This is a genomic window from Corynebacterium genitalium ATCC 33030 (assembly GCF_000143825.1).
GTDB classification, from domain to species: domain Bacteria; phylum Actinomycetota; class Actinomycetes; order Mycobacteriales; family Mycobacteriaceae; genus Corynebacterium; species Corynebacterium genitalium.
This window is the reverse complement of record NZ_CM000961.1, coordinates 735,846-761,602: the sequence shown is the minus strand read 5'-3', so window position 1 is coordinate 761,602 and position 25,757 is coordinate 735,846. Positions and strand designations below refer to the sequence as shown.

Annotated in this window: 17 protein-coding genes and 3 pseudogenes; 9 read left to right on the top strand and 11 right to left on the bottom strand. The window is 59.6% G+C overall.

Features of this window, described 5'->3' with window-relative positions:
- Nucleotide 1: 1 nt before the first annotated feature.
- From HMPREF0291_RS03615 to HMPREF0291_RS03585, 7 genes are all read right to left on the bottom strand, one after another.
- The gene (locus HMPREF0291_RS03615) at nt 2–1,936 is read right to left on the bottom strand and encodes an alpha/beta hydrolase-fold protein (RefSeq protein ID WP_005288090.1); all 1,935 of its coding nucleotides are present in this window, start codon (nt 1,934–1,936) and stop codon (nt 2–4) included.
- 224 nt (nt 1,937–2,160) lie between these two features.
- A complete protein-coding gene (locus HMPREF0291_RS03610; RefSeq protein WP_005288087.1) occupies nt 2,161–3,168 on the bottom strand; it encodes an alpha/beta hydrolase in 1,008 nt (335 codons plus the stop codon).
- A 71-nt stretch (nt 3,169–3,239) separates the two neighbouring features.
- A complete protein-coding gene (locus tag HMPREF0291_RS03605; protein WP_005288084.1) occupies nt 3,240–5,054 on the bottom strand; it encodes a hypothetical protein in 1,815 nt (604 codons plus the stop codon).
- Between the two features lie 27 nt (nt 5,055–5,081).
- Complete coding sequence (locus HMPREF0291_RS03600; RefSeq protein WP_005288080.1) at nt 5,082–6,065, bottom strand: decaprenyl-phosphate phosphoribosyltransferase; 984 nt, start codon at nt 6,063–6,065, stop codon at nt 5,082–5,084.
- On the bottom strand, nt 6,058–6,582 hold the full coding sequence (locus HMPREF0291_RS03595) for a phosphatase PAP2 family protein (RefSeq protein WP_005288077.1): 525 nt from the start codon (nt 6,580–6,582) through the stop codon (nt 6,058–6,060). Before HMPREF0291_RS03595 ends, HMPREF0291_RS03600 begins: the two co-directional genes overlap by 8 nt.
- A complete protein-coding gene (locus HMPREF0291_RS03590; RefSeq protein WP_005288074.1) occupies nt 6,572–8,533 on the bottom strand; it encodes a glycosyltransferase in 1,962 nt (653 codons plus the stop codon). The genes HMPREF0291_RS03595 and HMPREF0291_RS03590 overlap by 11 nt, the downstream gene beginning before the upstream one ends.
- Nucleotides 8,534–9,090: 557 nt before the next feature.
- A complete protein-coding gene (locus tag HMPREF0291_RS03585; RefSeq protein ID WP_005288070.1) occupies nt 9,091–9,324 on the bottom strand; it encodes a three-helix bundle dimerization domain-containing protein in 234 nt (77 codons plus the stop codon).
- Between the two features lie 401 nt (nt 9,325–9,725).
- On the opposite strand from HMPREF0291_RS03585, the gene HMPREF0291_RS03580 reads away from it, so the two are divergent.
- Complete coding sequence (locus HMPREF0291_RS03580) at nt 9,726–10,880, top strand: glycosyltransferase family 87 protein (RefSeq protein WP_156774799.1); 1,155 nt, start codon at nt 9,726–9,728, stop codon at nt 10,878–10,880.
- On the opposite strand, the gene HMPREF0291_RS03575 is transcribed toward HMPREF0291_RS03580, so the two are convergent.
- Together HMPREF0291_RS03575 and HMPREF0291_RS03570 are read right to left on the bottom strand one after the other, a co-directional pair.
- A complete protein-coding gene (locus HMPREF0291_RS03575) occupies nt 10,816–12,423 on the bottom strand; it encodes a cation:proton antiporter (RefSeq protein ID WP_005288063.1) in 1,608 nt (535 codons plus the stop codon). The two genes, HMPREF0291_RS03580 and HMPREF0291_RS03575, sit on opposite strands and share 65 nt — an antisense overlap.
- A gap of 105 nt (nt 12,424–12,528) precedes the next feature.
- Nucleotides 12,529–12,786 (bottom strand): hypothetical protein, encoded by a 258-nt coding sequence (locus HMPREF0291_RS03570; protein ID WP_005288061.1) that lies wholly within the window; start codon nt 12,784–12,786, stop codon nt 12,529–12,531.
- Between the two features lie 173 nt (nt 12,787–12,959).
- Here HMPREF0291_RS03570 and HMPREF0291_RS03565 point away from each other — a divergent pair, with 173 nt between their 5' ends.
- Entirely contained in the window at nt 12,960–14,144 is a 1,185-nt protein-coding gene (locus HMPREF0291_RS03565; RefSeq protein ID WP_040423469.1) for an ATP-binding protein, read from the top strand.
- Between the two features lie 64 nt (nt 14,145–14,208).
- Here HMPREF0291_RS03565 and HMPREF0291_RS03560 read toward each other — a convergent pair.
- Nucleotides 14,209–14,385, bottom strand: a pseudogene (locus tag HMPREF0291_RS03560) (UDP-galactopyranose mutase); the annotation flags it as partial.
- Between the two features lie 168 nt (nt 14,386–14,553).
- On the opposite strand from HMPREF0291_RS03560, the pseudogene HMPREF0291_RS03555 reads away from it, so the two are divergent.
- The 7 genes and pseudogenes from HMPREF0291_RS03555 to HMPREF0291_RS03525 form a co-directional block, all read left to right on the top strand.
- Nucleotides 14,554–15,735 (top strand): annotated as a pseudogene (locus HMPREF0291_RS03555) (type I restriction-modification system subunit M); the annotation flags it as partial.
- A 48-nt stretch (nt 15,736–15,783) separates the two neighbouring features.
- Entirely contained in the window at nt 15,784–17,163 is a 1,380-nt protein-coding gene (locus HMPREF0291_RS03550; RefSeq protein WP_005287188.1) for an IS3 family transposase, read from the top strand.
- Nucleotides 17,164–17,345: 182 nt separating this feature from the next.
- A complete protein-coding gene (locus tag HMPREF0291_RS03545; protein ID WP_005288048.1) occupies nt 17,346–18,524 on the top strand; it encodes an IS256-like element ISCge1 family transposase in 1,179 nt (392 codons plus the stop codon).
- A 45-nt stretch (nt 18,525–18,569) separates the two neighbouring features.
- A pseudogene (locus HMPREF0291_RS03540) lies at nt 18,570–18,983 on the top strand (N-6 DNA methylase); the annotation flags it as partial.
- Entirely contained in the window at nt 18,983–20,146 is a 1,164-nt protein-coding gene (locus HMPREF0291_RS03535; protein WP_083770236.1) for a restriction endonuclease subunit S, read from the top strand. The pseudogene HMPREF0291_RS03540 and the gene HMPREF0291_RS03535, both read left to right, overlap by 1 nt.
- Nucleotides 20,147–20,150: 4 nt before the next feature.
- Nucleotides 20,151–23,327: a type I restriction endonuclease subunit R gene (locus HMPREF0291_RS03530; RefSeq protein WP_005288041.1), complete on the top strand. Its 3,177-nt coding sequence runs from the start codon at nt 20,151–20,153 to the stop codon at nt 23,325–23,327.
- Nucleotides 23,327–24,343: an abortive infection family protein gene (locus tag HMPREF0291_RS03525; RefSeq protein ID WP_005288037.1), complete on the top strand. Its 1,017-nt coding sequence runs from the start codon at nt 23,327–23,329 to the stop codon at nt 24,341–24,343. Before HMPREF0291_RS03530 ends, HMPREF0291_RS03525 begins: the two co-directional genes overlap by 1 nt.
- Before the next feature lie 26 nt (nt 24,344–24,369).
- Here HMPREF0291_RS03525 and HMPREF0291_RS03520 read toward each other — a convergent pair whose 3' ends face one another.
- Complete coding sequence (locus tag HMPREF0291_RS03520) at nt 24,370–25,590, bottom strand: ATP-binding protein (RefSeq protein WP_005288034.1); 1,221 nt, start codon at nt 25,588–25,590, stop codon at nt 24,370–24,372.
- Nucleotides 25,591–25,757 lie beyond the last annotated feature (167 nt).

Genomic DNA, 25,757 nt, shown 5'->3' with positions numbered 1-25,757 from the left:
TTTACTTCCGTTCGCGCACCTTGCCGAAGACCTGCTCGACCGTGCCATTCTCAAAGGTGATGGTCAGTCCACCGGTGGGGATCTTCTTCATGTCGGAGGCGGGCCAGCCGAGCTCACCCTGCTCCCAGCCCTTCTTGCCCCAGTGGTCGAAGATTTCGCCGTAGTAGATCACATGGGCGCCGGTCTTCGGGGACCAGTAGATGTTGCCCTTCTCGAATTCCTGGAAGAAGCCGCCGTTGATCTTGCGCTCATTCGACTTCGGGAAGCCCAGGTCGGAGCGGGCAGCACCCATCTCGCCGTACTTCGCGCCGATAGCGCCGAAGACCTGGTAGTGGCCCTTGTTGTCCGGGTTGCGGGTCAGGTAGCCCTTCTCGAACTTCTGCACGTACCCGCCGCCGACAGCCTGTGCCTCCTCGACCGGGTAGCCGAGGTGGCCGCGCTCGTAGCCGGACTTGCCCCACTCGGCGAACATGTCGCCCGGGATGGCCTGCGCGCCAGTCTGCGGGGTCCAGTAGATGGAGCCGCGTTCGAAGTGGACGAAGCGGCCCTTGCCGTCCGGCGTCTTCAGCTCGCCAGTCTTCGGGAAGCCGAGCCAACCTGCCGGACCCGACAGACCGTTGTACTTAGCCAGGATCGAGCCGAAGAGCACCTGCGCGCCGGTCTCCGGGGACCAGAACGCAGAGCCGTTGCGGAATTCCTGGGCCTTGCCCTTGCCCCCGGCGACGTCGTATTCGTTGTTCACGCAGGAACCCACCGCTCCGTTCTTGGTCGCTTCACCGATGGCGCCGACCGCGTTGCACTCTGCCCCGCGGTCGGCCTCGGGGACGTTCAGCGCGTTCGCCATGAACGGCCATGCCTGTGTCATCTCGTACTGCCAGTACTCCCAGGAGTGGACACCGGACGGGCGGTAGCGTGTAATGATCGGCACGTTCGCCTTCTTCGCGTAACGCTCGAAGGTCTGGGTAGACATGCGCGAGATGACCTCCAGGCCCACACCCGCTGGGACAGCCGGGCCCTTTGCCACCGAGTCCGGCTGGCCGTAGTCATCCTGGCCAGAACCAGCGGAGACGTAAACGGTCTTGCCGCGTAGGTTCTCAATGCCCAGCTTCGGGTCGTGGTCGATCCAGTCCTGGGAACCGATCGGGCCCCACATGGCCTCAGAGTTGTAGCCACCAGCATCCATCTGCGAGGCCTTGATGGCCGTCGGCATACCGGTCGTGGTGGTGTCCAGGTAGCCGGAGAAGGAGCCGACGAAGTTGAACAGGTGCGGGTTACGCTCCGCCAGGTTCATCGCGGCGGTACCGCCCATGGACAGGCCGACGACAGCGCGGGAACCGTTGGAGCGGAACTCGTTATCCAACACCGGCACGAGCTCCTTGGTCAGGAACGTCTCCCACTTGTAGTGCTTGCCGTTGTCCGCCTTCTGCCAGTCGGAGTAGAAGGAGGACTCGCCGCCCACCGGCAGCACCACGTTGACGTTCTTGTCGGCGTAGAACTGCTCGATGTTCGTCTCAATGGTCCAGCCGGACTCATCCTCGCGTGCACGCAGACCATCAAGTGCCCACACCTCCGGGAACTTCGCCTGGGGGTTGGAGTGCCAGTCGCGGGCGAGCAGGATCTGCACCTGGATCGGCTTATCCGGCATCGCGGCGGACTTGATGTACACAGCCACGCGGCGCTGGGTGAGCCACTCGATGCGGTCCACGGACACACCCTCCGGCAGGCCTTCAACCTGCGGGTTGTTGTCCACCTCAATGGGGGTGCGCGGCGGCGGATCGGACGGACGGATGCCGTCGGAAATGCCGCGGCCCGACGACATGGCAGAAGACAGGTCGGAGGCGTTCTGCGCTTCGGCAGGAACGACGGCGATTCCGGCAGCGATGACGGTTGGTGCAGCGATGGCCGCCAGGAGCTGGCCCTTAGAAAGCTTGCGCATGTGGTTGAACCCTTAAAATCTCGGATGACGAAAAGACCGGTTCAGCTCACCACCCCAGGAGTTTCCCCTCTCCCAGGCCGGGCCTCGGTTTCTGTGGCAAAGTTTAAGTTTAACTTGAGACTTTAGGTCAGTGACACGCCGAGTGTCCACGACCTAATCGTGATGCTACAACAAAGCCCCTGGGCGAGGATTTTCCCAGGGGCCATGTTGTGCCGGTGCCGTGATTACCAGGCGTTCATGTGGTTCAGCACACGGCCCTTGGTCTTGTACAGCTGGCTACCGAACTGGTCCCAGTTGTGCAGACCGTTCGGCGGGTAATCCGAGGTGACGTTCAGGCCCTCGGCTCGAGCCTTCGCTTCCCACACGCGGGTGGTCACCATCGCACCGAACTCCAGGCCGGCACCCGCCAGCTTCTGGTCATTCGGGTACTTCGCGTCCTGCGGTCCCGGGATGCCCGGTCCGGCGGAGATGTAGATGTCCTTGCCGCGCAGACCGTTCATGTTCAAGAACGGGTCGTTGGCGAAGCGCTCCGGGTTGACCATGGAGCCGTGCATAGCGTTGAGGTTGTACCCGCCAGCGTCGAGCAGCGCCACACGCAGCATGGTCTGCATGCCCGGCAGCGTCGTGGTCAGGTAGCCGGAGAAGGACAGGACCTGGCGGAACTGCTGCGGGTTCTTCGCCGCAAGGTTCATCGCCGCGGTGCCACCCATGGACAGGCCGATGACGGAGTTGTTCGTCGGGGAGACACCGAAGTGGCGCTGCAGGTAGCCCGGCAGCTCACGGGTCAGGAAGGTCTCCCACTTGTAGGGCTTGCCGCCCCCGTACTTCGGGTCGTGCTGCCAGTCAGCGTAGAAGGAGCCTTCGCCGCCGATCGGCATGACCAGGGTGATGTTGGCGTTCTCGTAGACGGCCGCAGCGTTGACGTCGTGCACCCAAGCGTTCGTCTGCTCGGTGGCGCGCAGGCCGTCGAGCAGGTACAGGCCAGCGTTGCCGCCGCGGGCAGCCGGGCGGATCTGCACCGGGATGTTACGGCCCATGGCCGGGGAGTACACGTCGCAGCGCTGCACCCAGTACTTCACCGGGTCCCACGTGCAGTGGCCGGTTGCGTCGGGGCGCAGCCAACCGCGCGGGTTCGCGTCAGCCTCGGGGGTGGCAACGAGCAGCATCATCGCGGCAGCGAATGCCGTGACAAGCGCCACCACAGCGCGGCGCACGGAAAGAGTCGCGTTCATCGGTTCACCAATCACTAGAAAAAATCAGGATGACTCAATTGAGTTCATCGTTCATCGTGATCGATATGTTATCAACCGGTTACTTTCTGTTCCAGCCGTGCCGTTGGCCAGAAGATCCGCGGCCCCTGCAAACCCACGTCCTCACCTGCGGCGATGCGGTCCAGAGTTTCCTGATCCAGGTACACCTTCGGGTCATCGCTCACTTCCAGAGTGCGTCCGTTTCTTAAAGAATACGCCATATTCTTCAAAAAACGCTTTGGACTCATCGGTTCACGCGACGTCGCCAAGAGTTCATTGAGCTCAGGCGTCCGCAGCGCAGCTCGTGCCTGCATCACCGTTTGCTTATCGACGTAATCCGGCATCCCTTCTTCCCCCACAGCCGAATCCGCCAGCTGCCAGTGAAGAGGCAGGTTCTTGTCATGTCCGATGCGTCCGTCCGGGTCGCGCGGCTGGCGGGCGCCCAGCGGGGTGGCCAGGCCGACCGAGTCGAGCACACGCACGTCGAGCGGGGCATTCGCCGATATCATGCCCAGGTTGATCAGGTACGCCGTGGTCGGGATGTCCTGCAGGTCAGTGTCCGCTGTCGTGCGGGCGCGCGGCACCCACGTGTAGTGGCGGGAGTTGTCGTCGAAGCGGATGATGGTCAGCGCACCGGAGTTTTGCCGCCGCGACTCTTCCAGGCCTTCCGGCCAGCCGTTGAGCAAGTCCGCGACGAGGAAGTCCTCCGCATACCGCGGCGGATCACCGGATTCACGCATCATTGCGGCCGTCCAGAACTCGCGCTCGTCCACGACGACGAGGTTTTCCGGGCTCTCCACGAAAACTTCGAAGCCGAGGTCATGGCCGCGGTAGACGACAATGCCCGCCCAAACCACCAGGGCACCCAGCCCGATTCCACTGACCAAGGTGGCAGGCACTGCCATGACGGGCAGCAGCAACGCGAACAGGGGCAACAACACCATGCGCCCGTGCATGAAGTCGCCGCCGACGCGCATGACGTACAGCATGTGCAACAGCCCGCACACGAGAACAAGCCCGACTACGACGACCTCGCGCGACTGCAACCGCAGGCCGAACCACACGCCGAGCGCCACCGCACCGATCAGCGGCAGCCACAGCGCATATGGCTGCACCGTGTCCCACACGTACGCAGCACCGCTCCCCCACGCTGAGTCCGACGCTGACTTCGCCACCGCGGTATGCGGAGTGAGCAGACCGTAATAGCCCATGCGGAAGATCTGGTACGCAGCGGGCACCGGAAGGGCTGCCGCGAGAATGCCGCCAATGCGCCGCCAATCCCGCCAGGAGAAGAACAACAGCACCAGTCCGGTCAATCCGCCGTAGAGCGCGAGCTCCGGCCTGACCAACCACGACAGTCCTGCCCAGAAGGCCAGCCAGTACACCACACGGGTGTCAGGCTGTTTCGCCCATCCAACGAGCAGCGCCCACCACACGCCGATCCACGCCAGGGACAACCCCCACTCCAAACCGGAGGTGGCAAAGTCTCGGGCCGGGGGCAACGCCAGGTAGATAATGATGCCGAACGGCAGCACTGTGTGCCCCCACAATCGGCCCGATGCCCACGTCGCACTCGCAGCGGCGGTCACGGTGAAGATGAGGGCCAACCACATCGAGACGTCTTCGAGCCGCACGCCAGGGATCCAGCCGAAGGCGGCGATGAGGTACTGCCACAGTGTTGACGTGTTGGCCTCCACGCGTTCCCCGACGTTGAACACCGGTCCGTTGCCCGCCAGGATGTTGCGGACTGTGCGCAGGACGATCAGCCCGTCGTCGCTCATCCAGCGGCGGGTCCATCCGCCCCAGAATGCGAAAACGCCCGCTATCGCTGCGGAGATGAGCAGGGAGAGGCGGGCGCGATCATGCATGGCAGTGATCTTATCCTGCGGGTGGGGCTACGAGAACGCAGGCACGATATAGACCGCCATGGCGATTGTCAGGATCCACAGCACCCCCAGCGCCTGGAGGACGCGGTCCTCCAGCACGATCTCATCAGGTGCACCGCCGTTGCCGCTGTCCACTTCCGCGGCGTAGCGCAGGATCGCGATGATGAACGGCACCATCGAGATCTGGTACCACAGGCCCTGCTCCGGCGGGACACCGTTGGAAAGAGTGAAGCCCCACAGGGCGTAGGACATGACCACCGCAGTGGCGGACAGCGTCCACACAAAGCGCAGGTACGTCTGGGTGTAGCCCTGCAGAGACTTGCGGATCTTGGCTCCCGTCTGCTCCGCAAGCAGAAGCTCCGCGTAGCGCTTACCGGACGCCATGAACAGCGAACCGAAGGCGGCGACCAGCAGGAACCACTGCGACAGGTCGATGCCAGCAGCCACACCTCCGGCCATGGCACGCAGCATGAATCCGGAGGACACCAGCGCGATGTCGATCACCGGGATGTGCTTCCATCCGAAGCAGTAGCCGAGCTGCAGCGCAATGTACACGCCGACCACAGCTGCCAGCGCAATGCCGTCGGTGGCCAGGAAGGACAGGCCAACGGCCAGCGCAATGAGCACGACTGACATGCCGTACGCGAGGCCGATCGGCAGCATGCCCGAGGCGATCGGGCGGTAGCGCTTCGTGGGGTGCTCGCGGTCAGACTCGACATCGCGGGCGTCGTTGACCAAGTAGATGGAGGATGCCGCGAAGCAGAACGTGATGAAGGCCAGCAGAATGTCGATGGCCGTCCGCGAGGTGAAAGAGTCCAGCCCCGCCGCCAGCGGCGCCGCCACGACCAGGACGTTCTTGACCCACTGCTTTGGACGTAGACCTTTGATCATCGCGTCCGGGAGGTTCTTCGGCGGATTCTTCTTCCGGTTGTAGTCCACGCCCTCGGTGTGGGGCTCGGACTTCAGGAACGGCTCATCAACTGGCTCAGTCACGGGTGTTCCTCTCAATGTTGATCGCGGCGCGGGCCACCCCGGTACCCAGCAAGGCACCCACCAGGGTGTCCGTGGGGTAATGCACCCCCAGAACCATGCGGGAGGCCATCATAACGGGAATTCCGGCGTACAGAAGGTTTGAGCCTGTGATGTCTGCCAAGTGCACCATCGCAGCGCTTGTCGACGTCGCATGCGACGACGGGAAGCTCAACTTCGATGGCGTACCCACACCGATCTTGACCCGCGGATCGTGCGGACGTCGGCGGCGCACGATGCGCTTGAGGATGACCGAAGTCGCGTGCGCGGTGAACGCGCCGACCCCCATCGCGATCCACTGGCGGGATTTCTCGTGATCCGCCACGGCACCGACGGCCGCGACGCTCATCCAGCCCAAAGCGTGCTCGCCGAACAAGCTCAACCCACGGGCGACCGGAAGGACACCGGGGGCGTCGTAAAGCGCGTTTTGAAGCTCGCGGAGGATGTCTACTTCCGTCGAGTTCAACGAGTTATTGCTCATCGAAGATCTTCTTCCAGTTCTCGTGGCTGGTCAGGTCAGGTTTCGCCGCGCGGTAGGCGCGGGTCAGCTCCGGCCAACGCTCATCAATCTCCTCACGGAGCTCGCGTTGCTGGTCAACGAGATCGTCCGCGAGCTTCTTATCGCGCTTGCGGAAGGCCACACCAGTGCCACCCGCGGTAGACACAGTGGCCGAGTCCACGCGGGACAGCGTGTACCAGCGGGCCTCCTCGGCCGTGAGGTTGAGCTGCGGGGCTTCCCAATGCGCGCGATCCTCCGGCTTGCGCATGTGCAGCAGGCTCTTGACCGCCCACGGAATCTTCTTCACCTTGGCCAGGCGGCCGCCGATCTTGTTCGTCGGCACACCCGGCGCACCCGTCGGCCCCGGCAGATCCGATGCGGACTCAATGACCTGCGCGTCAGAGTAGTCCTTGCGGATCGACTGGATGCGCGGCAGCGAGGACTCGAGAATCTCGAAGAGCTGGTCCGGGCCCTTGAGGAAGTCCTTCATCGCCTCGTTCTGGATCGCAATGGTCGAGTACTCCATGCACATGTAGTGCTTGAACGTGGACTTCGCCATGGACTTGAGCACCCCATCCGGCTCACCCTCGTGGTACAACGCGGCGACGATCAGGCGGTTGCGCAGGTGGAAGTACGCCTGCCAGTCGATCGCGTCATCCTTGTCAGCCCACGCCATGTGCCAGATGGCGGCGCCGGGCCAGGTGACCGTGGGAAAGCCTGCGCGGCCAGCGCGCAGCGAGTACTCCGTGTCATCCCACTTGATGAACAGCGGCAGCGGCAAGCCCATCTGCTCAGCCACTACGCGGGGGAACAGGCACATCCACCAGCCGTTGAACTCGACGTCGATACGCCTGTGCAGCGGCCGTGACGTCGTCTTCCTCGGGTCGAGGTCCTCTTCCTCCGTGCCGACGTACCCCAGCGGGTACTTCGCAAAGTCGTGGTCGTACACCGCGTGCTCCGCCGCACCCCACATGAAGTCCGCGCGGTTGACGCGCTCGCCGGAGGTGCGCAGCTGACTGCGGTCCTGCAGGTTGAGCATCTGACCACCGACGAGAATCGGGCTCTTCGCGTACCGCGCCGCCTGCACCGCGCGCAGGATCGAGTCCGGCTCAATCGCAATGTCGTCGTCCATGTACAGGATGAACGGCGCGTCAGTCTGGTTGAGCGCCTCATACATAATGCGCGAGTAGCCGCCCGACCCACCAAGGTTGCCCTGCGGGAAGATCTTCAACCGGCCCTGCAGGTTCTGTTCCGCTTGGGCGAAGTCCGGCTCATCCGCCGGGTGCTGGTTGCCCTGGTCCGGCATGAGCACATCCGTGATCGCACCGAGCACCAGCGGATCCTCCGCGAGCGCGTGCAGTGCATTGACGGCGTCGCGGGGGCGGTTGAACGTCGGGATGCCCACCGCCACCTTCTTCTCGGACGGGGCGATGGTGGTGCCGTCGGGAAGCGTCTGCTCCTGCGGTTCGCAAGGCGCGCACCAACCCGCGTTGCTTATCGACGCCTCCGACTCCGCATTCACGTCAAACCACAACCATCCGCCATCTTCAAAGTTGGCGAGCTTCAGCGGGATCTCAACGCGCTCGTCCTGCGCCTCAACATTCACCACCGAAATGCGCGTGCCATCGTGCTTGGAGCGGTACACGGAAATCGTCGCCGCGCCTTCCACATCCATGGCCAGGACGACCTCGCTGAGCTGCGACCAGCGGCGCCAGTAACTCGCCGGGAACGCATTGAAGTACGTCTGGAACGAGACCTCCGCCCCCTCCGGCACAGCGACCCTGCTGCGATCCGGCCAGCTCACACGCTGCGTGTTGTGATCCGACTCAATCAGGTAGAGCATCCGCACATCATGCGGCTCACCCTTCCGCGGCAACAGGATGCGCTGCAGCACATCCACAGCTTTGACGGATTTATCCTCGGGGTTTTCCACGGGACTCGCTTTCGTCTAGTTCACTAGTCGGCCTATCGACACCAGCGTAATAGTTCTGCCCGGTCGACTCCTCCCTTGGCGCGCGGTTGGCTGGGGGATTCCGTAAGGAATCTCAGCTTGAGGTGAGCTTCGCGCATAGCCGGTTCCAAGAACCCCAGGGGCGCTGCAGCGTGGACTTCCTCCGCAAAACCCCAGGGACTCCGCAATGCGGAGTGCAATCCGTCAGGCCCCGGAATACTGCTCGACCACATAAACCAAACCGCACGTTTTTGACCTGCATGTTTACTTGAGCAGTATTCCGGAAAGCAGCGAGCAGTATTCTGGCCCCACTTGGCGTCACCGGACCCCGCAAAACCCAAGGGAGTTCGCAGCGCAGACTGGTCATGAGGATCCAGCGGGGGCCGCGTAGGGGCCAGGAACGCCCCCCACCCAGTGCGGTCCACCCAAAACTGGCAAGACACCTTCCAGGAGGTGGAGCCGACCCCCGCCTAGAAATGCCGAATAGCCCCGCCGAAGCGGGGCTATTCGGTGCCAACTCTTCGTTAGCTAGAGGGGGGTTATGCAGCAAGCGCGGCGTCCGCGTACATAGCGGCGTCGAGGGTGCCGTCAGCGATTTTGGTGAGCTCCGCGATAGCGGCGCGCTCTGCGCGAACCGGGATCCACTTGGTCACCGTTGCACGGTCCATGTGCTCAGCCAGTGCCATTGCGAAGACTGCGTCGATGACGTCGGCGTCGACGGCACCGCCGAAGCGGGCGTGCAGGTCCTGGGAAATGTTCTTGATTGCGATCATGGCATCCTCCTTTCAAGTTTTTGCGATTGCCATGAAGTTGAATGTGTTCTGCCCGTGGAGGGGGACCTCCTCGGGCGAGGTTCAAAGTGAACTTCTCGTTCCCTCTGCGTTAACCTGCCGTTAACTTTAGCAGATAGTTGGTCGGAGTCAAGCTTTGGTTCATATCAACCTATTCTTACGCCGTTTACCAGCATAAAAGGCGCGACACGCCGACGCGCATTGTTGCCCCATCAACCTTGTTCACCATGGGTTAACTTTGACGCGACCCAACAATCCAGTTTGTTAACCTGGCATTCGCATTTCAGGTCCCCGGCCCGGCGCAGTTGCCGTGTTAGTCTCCTTTTGTGTCGACAACGACCAGAAACCGCCTGGCCATAGCCCTGGAAGGCCCTCGTTGGGCCGTGCTTCTGTATGCAACCATGCTGTTCGCGCTCCTCCATGCGGCCGTGACCGTCCCCTTCCAAAATCCCGGCACTGACTTCACACCGGTGTGGACTGCAGCACGCAAGTATCTTGCTGGGCAGACGGTGTTCGACTCGGACTACACGATCGACATGCCGCACTACCTGTACACGCCCGCCGGGACGGTGGTGATCGCCCCGATCGGCGTCTTCAGCGATGAGTCCACTGGCCGGTTAGTCATGCTGGCCCTTGGCGCACTGTGCATCATCGCGGCGCTGGCGTTAGCAACGTGGATGGTGGCCAAACGCCACTTCCATTACGTCTTCCCACTCATAGTCACGGTCGTGTTCTTCACCCCGGAACCGGTTCGCGCGACGTTATCCCTGACAAACATCAATGGGTTCTTGCTACTGCTCATGGTGGTGTTCGTCTGGTGCTCGTTGCGCCTGCGCGGGGCCAACTGGAAAGAGCATTTCACCCGCCCGGAAGCGTACGTGGCGGGCATCGTCGCAGGCTTGGCGATCTCTGTGAAACCGCAGTTCGGCGTGCTCATGATCATCTCGGTTCTGCTGTTCCAAGCAGCGGTGGTCGTTGTCGCCGCGGTCACCTGCGCGGTCCTGTTCGCTATTGGCTGGTTCACCATTGCACAGCCAGAGCTGTTTTTCACCAACCTGGTGCCTTATCTATCGGAGCCCCGCCCCCGCTTCAACGGCTCCGTCGCTGGCCTGGGCATCATGTTCGGCTGGCCGGAGTGGGTAGTCACGCTGCTGACACTGTTAGTTGTTGCGGCCACGCTCGCAGCCGTCGTAAAGCTCTGGCGCTGGCGAGATGTCGACGAGGTCATGTGGGCCTTCGTCACGCTTGGTGTCTGCTTCGCTGGCGGCTTCATGGCCAGCGGCTTACTGCAGACCTACTACGCGATTTGGCTATTGCCGATGGTTCTCACCGTGGTCAGACCGCAATCCCCCATGCATTGGCCGGCGATGTGGCTGCTCATGTTGGTCATCTTCGCCAATCCGACGTGGCCATTCGACAGCCTGATCCTGCACTCGCTGCCGCCGCTGATGTTTCTGGCGGTCCCCTTCGTCGTCACGGCGTGGGCTTTTGCCACGCGACCATCTGCCCCGGAGATGCTAGAGCGTCACGTTCGCTAGCGATCACGAGCCGGTCGATCTCATCGAGCACCGCGTCGACGTCGGCGGGGTTATAGCGCCGCTCGCCGCGCGCTTTCTGCAGCTCTTCAGTCGCAGCTTGCAGGGCGATGCGTTGCAAATCAGCTGCGGCTTTCCGCGCGCGAGCAAATGCTTGACGACGTTCCTTCGCCCCCTCCGGATCCACCTGCCTCCTTTCGGCGAACTCGCCCAGCCACACCTGGACCATCTCATAAGACTCCGGCGCGAGCTCCGGGCCATGCTCCTGGATTGCCCGCCGTGCAGCCAAGTAGGCGCGTTGGTTGAGTTCGGCGTTGACCCGGTCGCCCTTCGCGTCGGGACCATTCTCGAGGTCCATTTGGCGCACCAGCCACGGCAGGAGCAGACCCGGGATGACCATGGTGAAGGTCAGCACGCTTAGGGCAATGACAGAGAGCTCGTGGTGGTACTTGGTCGTGCCAGCGGGGATGGACAGCACGAGCGCCAAGGTGACCAGGCCGCGCATGCCGGCCCACGTCATGAGCAGCACTTCCTGCATGCGCAACGGTGCCACGTCAGTCCGGTTCATCCGCTTCTTGAACTGGTACAGCACCCACATGCAGGCGAAACGCACCACGAAGGCAACGATGGAGAGAACGAGTCCGATGCCGACGGCTTGCCACACCATTGTTCCAGCGTCGTCAATCGCGTCGCGCACGCTCATCCCGATGAGACCGAACGCGAGGCCGGTGAACAGCAACTCGATGGTCTCCCAGAAGGCGTTGCCGGAGAGGCGATCCTCGGCGGTGAACGACGCACGCGAGCTCATTTCCACTGCCGCGATCACGATGGCGATGACACCCGATGCCTGAATTTCTTCCGCCGCGATGAAGATCGCGAACGGCAAGACCCAGGTAAACGCCCTTCGTATCAAGGAGTCGTGGACGGTGTTGACGAACAGCGCCGCCAAACGGCCGGCGATCAGGCCAACGACCACAGCCACGACAGCAGAGTAGAGGAACTTGAGCGCGCCCTCACTGAAATCCACGTCCCCACCAGCGACGAGCGCGGTGAGCGCGACATTGAACGCGACGATGGAGGCAGCGTCATTGAACAGGCCCTCAGTTTCCAACGTGCCGGTGATGCGTTTGGGGATGCCCGCCGAACCCGCCACCGCGTCGACAGCCACCGGGTCCGGCGGGGCGATCGCCGCAGCCAGCACCATTGCCGCAGCGAGGCCGATGCCCGGCATGAGCCACATCGCCGTGGCCGTCAATGCCGCGATGGTGAGAAAGACCAACATCACCGACATCACAAGCACCACATGCACTTGTGCGCGGATCATGCCCCAGCTCGTCCGGCGAGCAAGCGACCAGAGCAGCGGTGGAATGAAGATCGGCAGAATGAGGTGCGTGTCCAAGCTGATCGTCTCAATGCCGGGAATGAACAGCAACGGAGCGACCACGACGGTCAGCAACGCAGACCACGGAAGGCCGGTGCGTTCACCGATCGCGGCGACGAGGGCGGTGGCGAGAAGGAGGCCGATGATTGCGAGGAGGATGGTCACGCGATCATGGTAGCGGAGGGAGTGGACACTTCAGGTTCCCGCTGGTCACAGAACCCACTTGGCATTCTGAAACGGTTTCACTTTGCATTGCGAAATTTTGGACAGTCACACCTCGTCGAAGAACTCGACGGTTGTTCCGCCGATGACCTTCGACGGCACACCGATCTTCCCCTGCTCAACAATTTCTTTGTACCCCGCCAGCGAGTCGCGGTATTCGAGGAAGGTCTTGAGATTGCGGATGTCAGTGATGTCGAGAAGCACGGCGTCGCCGAACCGATCGTGGTCAGACTTGAACTGTTCGATGACGCCTGCACAGTGGGGGCACTGGTGGTGGACGAAAATCTCCTCGGTATGTGGTTGCATGCGCCCGACGATAGTCCTCGGAGTTGTCGAAAACGCGAGAACAACTTCGATTGCAACCAGAGAGCTCTAAGCCTCCCAGGAAGCACCGCAAGTAGGCTCGCACAAACTTCCCCCACAAAGATCGGAAAAGTAGTAGAAATAGTAAAGATAGTAAGGAGTTGTAAAAAGAGGCCATGACAACCGCTGAACCCCGCCCCCGTAATCCATTCACCGCAACGGTAGGCAAGACCCCTCCAGTTCTTGCAGGCCGTGAAGGCTACTTGCGCGATTTCGACGCGGCACTCTACGACGGCCCAGGAAGCCATGAACGCATTTCGATTGTTACCGGGCCAAGAGGCATAGGCAAGACGGTTCTTCTGAACGAGTTCGAAAACATCGCAAAATCGCATGCCTGGCATGTCATTTCGGAAACGACGACGAAGGGCTTCAACGAGCGCATCAGGGATAAAGCGTTCCGTCTATTAGAAGACATCTCGAACGCACCACAGCGACAGATAAGCGGTATCACTGGCCCCTTCAACCTCGGCATGACCACGGAATCTGTGGACGCATTTTCTCCCGAGCCGACCCTCCGTTCCGTGTTGGAGGAGTTGCTCGACCAACAACGGGAGATAGACATGCGGCTAGGTCAAGTACCGGTAGGTGTGTTGATCACGCTGGACGAGTTGCACTACGCCCATATGGACGAGGTAATCGAGTTCGGGACGACGATTCAGCACCTCGTCCGGGAGGACCGAGAGATCGCAGTGGCGATGGCTGGTATCCCTGGCGCAGTAAAACCCCTTCTGGCAGCTGACGAGGGACGTAATCCAGTCACGTTCCTGCGCCGCGCCAATCGGATCGAGACGGGTATGGTCGCACTCTCCGACGTTCAGGTAGCACTCCAGAGAACATCTGCAATCGCCGGAGTTGATTGGACTCAGGAAGCAGTTGAGACTGCCGCGAGCGCAACTGGCGGCTACCCATTCATGATTCAACTCGTCGGGCAGCACGCGTTCCGGAACCAAACCGGAAACATGATAGATGAAACAGCTGTCAATCGAGGCATCGCTGACGCGCGACGAAAACTGGGACAACTGGTTCACGAGCCGTCTCTTGCTGATCTCTCGGAGGTGGATCGCACTTTCCTTACCGCTATGTCCGTCGATGACAACCCCTCCCGGATGTCCGACATCGCAGCAAGAATGGGTGTCGACGCACAGTATGCCGGAAACTACCGCAAACGACTTATCGATGCGGAGATGATTCGGGCAACATCACACGGGTTCGTCGACTACGAGCTGCCCTACATGCGTGAATATCTTCGCTCCCACCAAGCATCCGAAGCACTGGAACAGTTTGCGATCTGGCCCGAGTAACCGAACCACTACTGTCTGAGAGTTCCCAAGTTCGGCGCTGGGTCGGCCGAATTGCTGACGGCCGCTAGTGCCCGCGCGGCTGGTCGATCGCCTTGCCGTCCTCGAAGTAGGGGCGGACGTGGTTGTCAAAGACGGACAGGGCCGCTCCGATCGCCATGTGCATGTCCAGGTACTGGTAGGTGCCTAGGCGTCCGCCGAAGAGGACCTTGTTGTCGCGGGATTCGGCGGCGGCGAGACGTCGAGTGAAGCTGAACCTCACTTCGGATTGCTTAACCTCTACCTCGAGCCTCGATGCCCTCGAAACTTCACGGGTTGCCCGAATCTGCTGCACATTATCTTGAGCGCGAAAGCGAACACGCTGGCGGCACCTTTTGCGGCCCCGACTTCCTTGCAAAGTAGGCTCGCAGGTATGACCCCCACCCCCATCAAGGATTTCCAGGACACACTGTGGAAAGCTGCCGACAAACTGCGCGGCTCCATGGACGCCTCTCAGTACAAGGACATCGTTCTTGGCCTCGTTTTCCTCAAGTACGTCACCGATGCCTTCGATGCGCGTCGCCAGGAGCTTCGAGCCGAACTCGAAGAGGAAGGCGCTACCGAGGAGGAGACCCTCGAGGAGCTGGAGGACCGTGACGCCTATTTGGAAAAGAACGTGTTCTGGGTCGCACCAAAAGCCCGCTGGGATTATCTGCAGCGCCACTCCAAAGGCAAGACCAGCGATGCTGGCGGCGAGTTCAAGGCGATCGGCAAGCTTATCGACGAAGCCGCAGAAACCCTCATGGCCGACAACCCCTCCCTTGAGGGCACGCTGCCGCACAACTACAATAGCGAAAGTGTGGACCAGCGTCGCCTCGGCGAGCTCGTCGACCTCTTCAGTACCACCCGCTTCACCGCCGAAGGCCCGGAGCGTGCTCGCGACCTCCTCGGCGAAGTGTACGAGTACTTCCTTGCCCGTTTTGCCTCCGCTGAAGGCAAGCGCGGTGGAGAGTTCTACACCCCGCGCCCGGTGGTTCGCACGCTCGTGGAAATCCTCGAACCGACCGAGGGTCGCGTCTACGACCCCTGCTGTGGTTCCGGCGGCATGTTCGTCCAGGCGGAGAAATTCCTAGAAGCGCATGACAGGGACCCGTCGGCAATCGCGATCTATGGCCAGGAGCTCAACGAGCGCACGTGGCGCATGGCACGCATGAACCTCGCCATCCACGCGCTGAGCGCCAAAGGTCTCGGCGAGCGCTGGGGCGACACCTTCGCCCGCGACATCCACCCCGGCGTGGAGATGGATTACGTGCTAGCCAACCCGCCGTTCAACATCAAGGACTGGGTCCGCAACACCGACGACACGCGCTGGATGTACGGTGTGCCGCCAGAAAAGAACGCGAACTTCGGCTGGATGCAGCACATCATCTCCAAACTCAGCCCCCAGGGCGAAGCGGGCGTGGTGATGGCCAACGGCACCATGACCTCGAACACCTCGGGTGAGGGCGAGATCCGCAAGAACATGCTCGAAGACGACATTGTCTCCTGCGTGATCACCCTGCCCGCTCAGCTTTTCCGGGCTACAGGCATTCCGGTATGCGTCTGGTTCTTTGCGGGTTAAACGACAAAAGGGGATGCGGACGGAATCTTGGAGGATTCCATCATGAACCGCTCATACACCAAGGAGCAGCGACGCAGAGCTCTGCAGGTTTACAAGCGCACTCAATCGGTGACCAAGACCGTCCGTGAACTTGGTTATCCAGGGCGATGGACGCTGTACAAATGGTTGCGTGAACCCGCCAAACCTGGTCGACCCCGCAAACAGTCAAAAACATTGACCCGCTACCCGTTTGAGGTCAAGCTTCGTGCTGTTGAGCTCTTCAACGCTGGTTGGAGGCCAGCTGACATCGCTGTGGAATGCGAGCTGCGCTCAAAGATGAGTGTCTATTCTTGGGCACAACGCCACCGTGAAGAGGGAAAATGGGGTTTGATGTCGAAAAGAGAACGCAAAGAGCACACTCGCATGCCCACCCGAGCAGCATTCGAGAAATCATTAGCCGATGATCCTGCAGAACTGAAAAAGCAAATGGCTCAACTGCTCGTTGACAAGGCTGTTTTGGAAAAGGAGCTGGAACTTGTAAAAAAAGACGTCAGCGTCATCCCGGGTCAGCTCAGCAATAAGCACAAGGCTGAAGTGGTTGACGCGTTACGCGGCGAGTTTCCGTTATCTATGCTGCTTGCTGCTATTGATCTTGCGGCATCAAGCTTCTACTACCAACTCCAACAGCGATTTGCTCCGGATAAGCACGCGCGTATCCGCGAATTGCTTCATGAGATTAGTTCTGAGTCGAATAACACCTACGGCTATCGCCGACTTTGGTGGGAACTGCGCCATCGCGGGATCGTTATCAGTGAGAAGGTCGTCCGCCGTCTCATGCACGAAGAGGGAATTCGTCCCTGGTTCCCGAAACGAAAGTGGCGTTACTCCAGCTATCAAGGGGAAATTTCTCCCGCACCACCTAACCTGGTGAACCGCAATTTTCATGCTGAGCATCCAAATCGGTTGTGGCTGACTGACATCAGTGTTTTCGCTACTAACCAAGGTCGCGTGTACCTGTCTGCCATCATCGACTGTTTTGACGGGAAGGTCGTGGCAGCAAAAACAAGTGTTCATCCCACCATGGAGTTAGCAGAAGAAACTTTGTACGCAGCAATCGCAACCGAAAAGCCGGCAATGGATGGCTCCTTGGTGATTCACTCAGACCGCGGAGCACATTATCGAGGCAGCAGCTGGCGAAGTATGACCGAGAAGTTCGGAATACTTCGCTCGATGTCGAAGAAAGGTTGTAGCCCCGACAATGCAGCATGCGAGGGGTTCTTCGGCCGAATGAAAAACGAAATGTACTACGGCAGAACCTGGCAGAACCCCCAAGAGCTCAAAGAAGCAATCGCGACATACATTGAGTTCTACAACGATCACCGAATCAAGATCAGCCTCGATGGTTTGAGCATTGCCGAATACCGAAAAGTCAATGTAGCGTGAGATTGAAACTGTCCAAAAAACGTCCGCATCCTCAAAAGTGTGTCCGGAATCGCCGGTTTCCGGGGCTTAACCACGAGGTTTCAGGAAAATATATGCTTCTGGGGCATATATCTGGCTTCCTGACGGCAAATCCACGGAGGGGCTAGCGCTGTGTGCTATGTACGCCGTGGTGTGGTGGCGCAATGCCAAAGAACCAACCACGCTGCTACTGCGGCGGCGAGATGAAACGCAACGGCACCACCAGCAAAGGCACCACCAGATGGCGGTGCAAACAATGCGGCGCATCCAGCGTGAAGCACCGCGGCGACATCACCAATGCAGCGGTGTTTACCGCCTTCATTGATCATCTCACCACCGGCACCAGTCTCGATGCTGTTGCCCACCGCGTGGGATGTTCGCCCCGTACGCTGCAACGCCGGTTCGAACCGTTCTGGCTCATTGATGTGCCCGACCCCACCAATGCACATTGTGGAAGAGTTTACGACCAGGTGTTTTTAGACGGCACCTACACCGCCGGCGGCTGTTTGATCGTCGCTGCCACCATCGATCACGTCATTGCCTGGCACTGGTGCAAACACGAAACCACCCGCGACTACCAGCGACTGCTCGAACGCATCGAAGCGCCACTGATCGCTGTGATCGACGGCGGCCAAGGAGCCTTTAGCGCGATTAGAAAGTGCTGGCCGACCACGAAAATTCAACGCTGCCTCGTCCACGCCCAACGCGTCGTGCGACGCTACACCACCTCACGCCCGCGCACAGATGCTGGGCGCACCATCTACCAACTTGCGCTGAAACTGACTCGGATCACCACCTTGGATGGAGCAGCAAAATGGGGCGCGCAACTGCACGAATTCTCTACGATCTACCAAGCCTGGATGGACGAGAAAACCACGGTCAAAGACCCCAAAACCGGTACGTGGACTCGCGTGTGGACACACCACAACGTGCGCAAGGCCTACAACAGTCTCAACCACCTCTGGCGGTCCGACCTGCTGTTTGTCTACCTCAAGCCCCCAGAAACAGTCCTTGATCCTGACCGGATCAAATCCACCACAAACAGTCTGGAAGGCGGTATCAACGCCCAGCTCAAACTGCTCGCCAGGACACACCGCGGCAGATCAGGTGAACGACAACGCCGAATGCTGGATTGGTGGCTCTACCTGAAAACGGAACTGCCTGGCGATCCCGTACGAATCGCCAGGCAGTCCAACTGGGGCCAGGACCAACTCGCCAAAGTAACAACCCTGGCCCACAACGAGAACCAAGCCGACCACCAAACAGGACGACCAGCCCTCTACGACAACGCTATCGACACCAACTACAACCACTCAATCGGCATCCAAAAAGGCCAGATCTAACCCCCACGACACGCCGAGCCAGACACACATTTTGTCGTTTAACCCTTCTTTGCCAAGGACAAGAGCGCAGGGGTGAAGGGCTCCACCGATCGTCGCAGCCAGTTCTTGCTTATCGACGCCCGCTCGCTCGGCCACATGGTCGACCGCAAAGAGCGAACGTTCTCCGACGAGGATATCCAGAAAATCGCGAACACGTTCCGCACCTGGAGGGGACGTTCGTCAGCCGAAGGCAAATACGAAGACGTCCCCGGGTTCTGCAAGTCGGTTTCGCTTGAAGAGATCCGCGAGGCGAACTATGCGCTTACCCCGGGCCGTTACGTCGGCTTCGCCGAGACCGAGGAGGACGACGAGCCGATCGACGAGAAGATCGCGCGGCTCACTGCTGAACTCACTGCAGCGCTGGATGAGTCGGCCCGCCTCGATGCCGTCGTCCGCGAGCAGCTGGGGAGGTTGGGGTGATGAAAATACTAACAATTGGGAACGCGTTTGAAGTCAATCCGCGTGTATCGATTAAACGGGGCACCGAAGTTCCGTTTATCTCTATGGATCGCCTCAAACCGGGACATCGAGATGTGACAGCTACAGAAACACGAGCGTTCTCAAGCGGTTCGAAGTTCGAAGCCGGGGACACGCTCATGGCACGAATTACCCCTTGCCTGGAGAACAGAAAAATCGCTCGATATCTCCCAGAAAATGCAGCTGAGAAGGCCGCGGGCTCGACAGAATTCATTGTCTTGCGAGGTAAGCCCGGAGTGACCATCACAGATTTCGCGTATTACTTCGCGACGACCCCGGATATCCATGACCTTTCCGTGTCGTTGATGACCGGAACGTCTGGACGCCAGCGTGTAGATATCGATGCTTTATGCGCTACGCAGGTCACGATCCCTGATCTCAGGACTCAACACTCCATTGTCTCCATTCTAGGATCCCTCGACGACAAGATAGCGGCGAATACCAGGGTAATTAACTCCTCTATCACCTTGGCCGAAAGCCTTGTGGACAGAGGAATCCGGTCGACCAGAGTCCGACTAGGTGACGTAGCACGGATAACCATGGGTACGTCTCCGAAAGGCGAGTATCTCAAAGAAGAAGTCGGTGGTCTGCCTTTTTATCAAGGTGTGCGAGACTTTGATGATCTAACACCTCAGAAACGAGTTTTCACCGAGAACCCAGTACGAGAAGCGGAAGCGGGAGACATCTTATTCGCGGTTCGTGCACCTGTAGGAGAGGTGAACATCGCTTCCGAACCCACCGCAATCGGGCGCGGCTTGGCGGCAATACGTGGCCTAAATAACCACGTCGCACTATTTTATCTACTCAGATCCCACCCTAAGATCTGGAACACTCACCAAGACAATGGGACTGTCTTCGCTTCAATCAACAAGACTGACCTTTCTAATGCGCTCATCCCAGAAATCGAGATGGACCAATCCCAGTATGATCTTCTTGCCAAGTTGCACAACCAGTCTCTGGTTCTTACAAGCCAAAACTTTATCCTCGCTAAAACCCGCGATGAGCTGCTTCCACTGCTCATGAGTGGAAAGATCACTGTGAGGGAAGCGAAACAGGAAACCGCCGCTGCTGGCGTGAATATTGCAGGTGAGGAGCACGAGGCATAGCACCATGGTCTACAGCGAGGCAGCATTCGAATTCGACGCGCTCGACTTGCTTGGCGAGCTCGAGTGGAAGCCAGTCAACGGCAAAGAACTCGCTCCCGGCAGCGGTGAGCGTGAAAATTGGCGTGACATCGTGCTTCGCGGTCGTCTCCTCAACGCTCTGCGCAACCTCAACCCCGACGTACCGGACGAGTATTTGCAGCAGGCGATGGCTGAAATGGTTACTGCGCAATCGCAAAGCGCTATCGCTGAGAACCGCCGTCTGCACGAGATCTTGGTCGAGGGGTACCGCGGCATCGAGTACTACGACCCCAACGGGAAGCGCCAGAACCCGACCATCACCTTCTTCTCCCGCGACCCGTCAAAGAACGACTACATCGTGGCGAACCAGATCACCATCCGGAATCTGGATAAGGAGAGACGGTTTGACGTTGTGCTGTATGTCAACGGGATGCCGCTAGCGATCATCGAATTGAAGCAATCCGGTTCCACGGCCACCGTCGAGAACGCGTTCAACCAGCTGCGCACCTACGTTGAAGAGCTCCCGATGGCGTTCCGCTTCGCCAACATTGTGGTCGCATCCGACGGCATTGATGCCATCTACGGCACGCCATTCACCCCGCGCGAGCACATGAGCACATGGCGTGTCGACGACGACGGGGAACCATTTGAACAAGGCCCCCTCGTCGTCGTTGACGGCGAGCAGATGACCGAATTCGACATGCTCATGTGGGGCCTGTTCAACGTAGAGCGTTTCGGCCAGATCTTCGTGGATTTCACGGCGTTCGATGAAATCGACGGGGAACTGCGTATGCGTGTGGCTAAACCACACCAATACTTCGCCGTGACCAAGGCTGCTGGCAGAACCATCCAGGCTGCCCGCAGCGATAAAAAGGCGGGCGTAGTGTGGCACACCACGGGTTCAGGCAAGTCCATGGAAATGGAGATGTACACCGCGAAGATCATGCGCGATGCACGCCTGGATTCGCCGACCGTTGTTGTGCTGAATGACCGCAACGAGCTGGACAAGCAGCTCTTTGACACGTTCTCGATCTCTACCCTGCTGCCCGAGGACCCTATTCACATCTCCAGCAGAGAAGACCTGCGCGAGCAGCTGAGTCAGCGCCAATCCGGCGGAATCTACTTCGCCACATTGCAGAAGTTCGGACTCCAGGGCGCGAAGGAGGAACGCGAGCTGGAACACCCTGTGCTCTCAGAACGCCACAACATCGTGGTGATCTCGGACGAGGCGCACCGCTCCCACTACGGGTTCGGTGACACGAACGCGGACGGCTATGCGCACCACCTCCGCACCGCGCTGCCGAACGCCACCATGATCGCGTTCACCGGTACCCCGATTGATGAGTGGGACCGAAACACCCGCGACGTCTTCGGCGGAGAGATCGACGTGTACGACATGAACCGCGCTGTCGCGGACGGTGCCGTGGTTCCGGTCTACTTCGAGCCGCGGTTGATCCCGCTCGAACGCATCCAAGGGGTCACAGATGACGACATCGACGAAGCGGCTGCGGAGATTCTCGCGGACATCGACGACGATGATCGAGAGAAAGCGCAGCGCTCCGTCGCGGTGCTGAATACTGTCTACGGTTCTGACCAGCGTCTAAGCACTCTTGCGCAGGATTTCGTGCGCCACTGGGAGGACCGCCGAGAGAACATGCGTCAATTCATCGGCGGGCCCGGTAAGGCAATGATCGTGGTGCAAACCCGAGATATCGCGGCCAACCTGTACGAGCGAATTATCGAGCTGCGCCCAGCCTGGCACGACGATGACGACCTCAAGGGCAAGCTCAAGGTCATTTACTCTGGTGCCGCCTCGGACCCATCACACCTACAAAAGCACATCCGCAATCAGAGCCGTATGGATGCGGTCAAGGACCGAATGAAAGATGCCGACGACGAACTCGAGATCGTGATCGTCCAAGGGATGATGCTCACTGGCTTCGATGCTCCCCCTCTGCACACGCTCTACCTGGACCGCCCTCTCAAGAGTGCGTTGTTGATGCAGACGCTTGCCCGCGTGAATCGCAAGTTCAGACAGAAAGAAAGCGGCTTGCTCGTCGCCTATGCGCCGCTCGTCGACAATCTCCAGGCAGCCATTGCCGAATTCACTAAGAGCTCGTCCGAAGAGGATGAAAAGGTGATCGGTCAGGACATTGAGGAAGCTGTGTCGATCGTTCGCAGCTTCGTCGACAAGCTGAACGCTCTCGCTGGCAAAGAATGGCGCGAGCTCGAAGCCGCTGGCCAGCAGCGCAAAGCCCGCCTGCAGTTGTTGGCAAAGCTGCGCAACCCGCAGACGGTGGATGAGAACGGGCGCTACCCGTTAGCCAAAGAGTTCAACGCGACTGCGGGCAAGCTTGCCAGGGCATGGGCGCTGGCATCAGGTAGCCCGTCCGCCACTGACGTGCGCAGTGACGTCCGCTTCTACTCAGACGTGCGCAACCAGCTGATCAAGATGGAGGCAGCAGATCGTCGTGCAAATGGGGAGCCGCTGAGCGACGAGATCCTCACTCTACTGAGTCAACTCGTTGTCGATTCCACCGCATCGTCGGAGGTCATCGACGTTTACGGTGAGATCGGCCGAAAGCTACCCAACTTGCAGGACCTGAACATCGAGGCGCTCAATCTCAAGTCCAGGGACGAATCTGAGACTGCATTGCTTATCGATGCCCTCCGGCGCGCCCTCCTCCAAGAATCCCGCAACGCCACCGGCAACAACGAGGCGAGAGCAAAGCAGTTCTCCGAGCGCATCCGCGAGCTGATGAACCGCTACACCAACCAGCAACTCACCTCGGCAGAAGTGATCGCCGAACTTATCGAGCTGTCCAAGGAGATCGTCGCAGAGAGCAATCGCGGTGAACAATTCAGCCCTCCGCTGAGTAATGACGAGCTCGCGTTCTACGACGTGATGGCCACCGACGGATCTACCGGCGAAGTACTCGAAGACGACGTTCTAGCGCAGATCGCCCGTGATCTAGTGTCTACGCTTCGGCGCGACGCTAAGACGGACTGGACGGTACGCGACGACGTCCGCGCGAAGTTGCGCCGCTCCATCAAAACCCTCTTGCGCAAGCACAAGTACCCGCCGGAACAGCGCAACGAAGCCGTCGTGCTCGTGCTCGAGCAAATGGAGCGTTTCGCACCACGGTGGTCGGAGGCGGCGTGATGACAACAATGCTGCTCAAATATCGCGAAGTCGATTTCGAACGCCCTCACCATTTCGACGATAGCAATTGGGATGCACTGCTTTTGGAGCAGCAACGGTTCGATAGGGCCGTTCTAGCGGAGGATTTAGGTGATGTGGTCGGATCCTTAAAGACGATTATTGAAAGCATCTCGAAAACCGTTCTGGAACTAGGAGGGGAATCTCCGAACAACAAAACGAAATTTCCTGTCGTTTTTCAATCAGCCCACGCCAAACTGCTCGATCAATCGATTGAAGGGCACAACCTTGAGGGCCCCTCTAGAAATGTCCTTGAGCAGACAAGGAAGATGATTCTTTCCCTAGACGAGATACGAAACCAATCGGGCTCTGGGCACGGCCGAACTTTCTCGCCCGACATTAAGCCCGACACAGTTGAGGTTCTTTCCGCAATTGCCTTTTCGTGGATCCACTGGGCGCTTCCGCGTATCGACAATTTCGCAGAAGGTCGGCCTGATGTTCTAATCAGGGATTTGATAGTAATAAACAACACTTTCACACGTGGGCGGCTGGTGAATCGGCTGTTGGACGCTAACCTCGAAAAGCTCGAGCCAAAGCAGCAGAGAGAGATTGGACTCGCAGTTGCAAGACGCGGCATGCAGGGAACATTCGTCGTTTGGGAAGATGGAGTCGAAGATTGTGCGAGATCCGACTCAATCAAGGATTGGCCCGTCGGTTATCGCGAAGGTGTCTTTCAAGGTCTCTACATCGACAAAATCGGCAATTTCCATGCGAATTCATCTTCGATTCTGATCAGCCTGCGGGTCATCGATCCCATCCCAGACATTGAGGACCTCGTGAAAGAAACAAATGAAGTGTGCAAAGCATCAGTACCCCTTCACCCCGAACGGGCATGGGACGACCTAGTCACGAAACAACGTCTGGATGCAGCCTTCCAACAGCAGATTGGACATCGAAGCGCTGAGGACGCTGAACAGCTGTGGCAACTCAAGGCCACACTAGGGTTACCTCCCTTCTAAGGAGAGGTGCGCCGCGCGCACCTCTCCTACGGACCCAGAGCCCCGATTGGAATCACTGCGACACCGTCGTTCCGGCGGAGTGCGGGTCCTCCCGAGGTGATCACCACCAAGGCTGGGTCGTCATCAAGGTGCCCTGCGAACCGCTTGAGTGTGTCGGCCGCATGCTCGATCACCTCTGGGGTGTAGCCCAGTTTCACTTCGACTAGCACGTCCCGGCCGCCGACGTTCGCGACCGCGTCGACCTCCAGCTTCGTGTTAAGCCGGGCGTGGTAAACCGTTCTGCCCGTGAGCGCACGTAGTTCGTGCACAACGAGGGACTCAAAAAGTTGGCCGAAGTAAGCCGGATCCCGAAGTAGATGCTCCGGCCCTCGATCCAGCGCTGCCATAGCAAAAGAAGGGTCTGCGAGATGGCGCTTCGGCGCTTTCCTCAACGTCGCTTTGGAGCGCAGGTGCGTGAACCAAGCAGGCTGATCCACAGAGACAAAGATGTTCGCAAGGGCATCGAGATAGTCCCGTGTTGTTTCCCGTGAGGTATCAGAATCTGTGGCGATGGTTTGTAGCTCCAGCTCGGTGCCCACACCACGAGCTAACGAACGGATCATTCGTAGCACTCGCTCTGAATCACGATTCACACCGCCAACTGTGCGGATGTCCACGTTTGCAACGGTTTGCACGTAGTCCCGGACGTTCTCCAAGGCATCTTCAGTCGGTAGACCAACGTTGTAAGGAAGGCCGCCCCGGCACGCACGTTCCGCCAATTGCGGCAGTGTCAAGGCCGGTGTCGAAAACGGCAACGGGTCACCTGCAACCGCCGTAGCGAGTGAAACCGACCCATCCGATTCCCCGGTTTCAAAAAGCGTCATAGTCGACATCGTCATTCGGGCGAACCGGCCCGCACCCGAGTGGCTCGTCGCATCCGCCCCGGGGGCCGTGGAACCGGTGAGGATGAACTGCCCTTTCGCCTGTCGCTCATCAATAACGTGCCGCGCAAAATCCCACAGTCTCGGCTGCAACTGCCATTCGTCGATGAGTCGCGGTGTGGCGCCTTCAAACAGCAGCAGCGGATCGTTATCCATAGCGAGGGTGACGCCCGGATCCGTTTCAACGTTGAGAAAACTCGCGGCTTGTTGTTTCGCGGTCTCCGTCTTCCCGCAGCCTTTCGGCCCCTGGATGAGCACGCCACCCTGCCTGCGGAGCGATCGCTCCAATTCAGCATCCGCCAGTCGTGGAATATACCCGTTCACCATACGGCAGTATAGTACCAGCTAAAGGAGCTTCCTTGACGTTTTGAAAGCGATCTGCTTGGCATTCTGAAAACAGATTGCTTGGCGTTTTGAAAGCGATCTGCTTGGCGTTCTGAAAGCGTTCTGCTTGGCATTTTGAGAACGGGGTGGGCCGGGAGCTCGTCGATAAG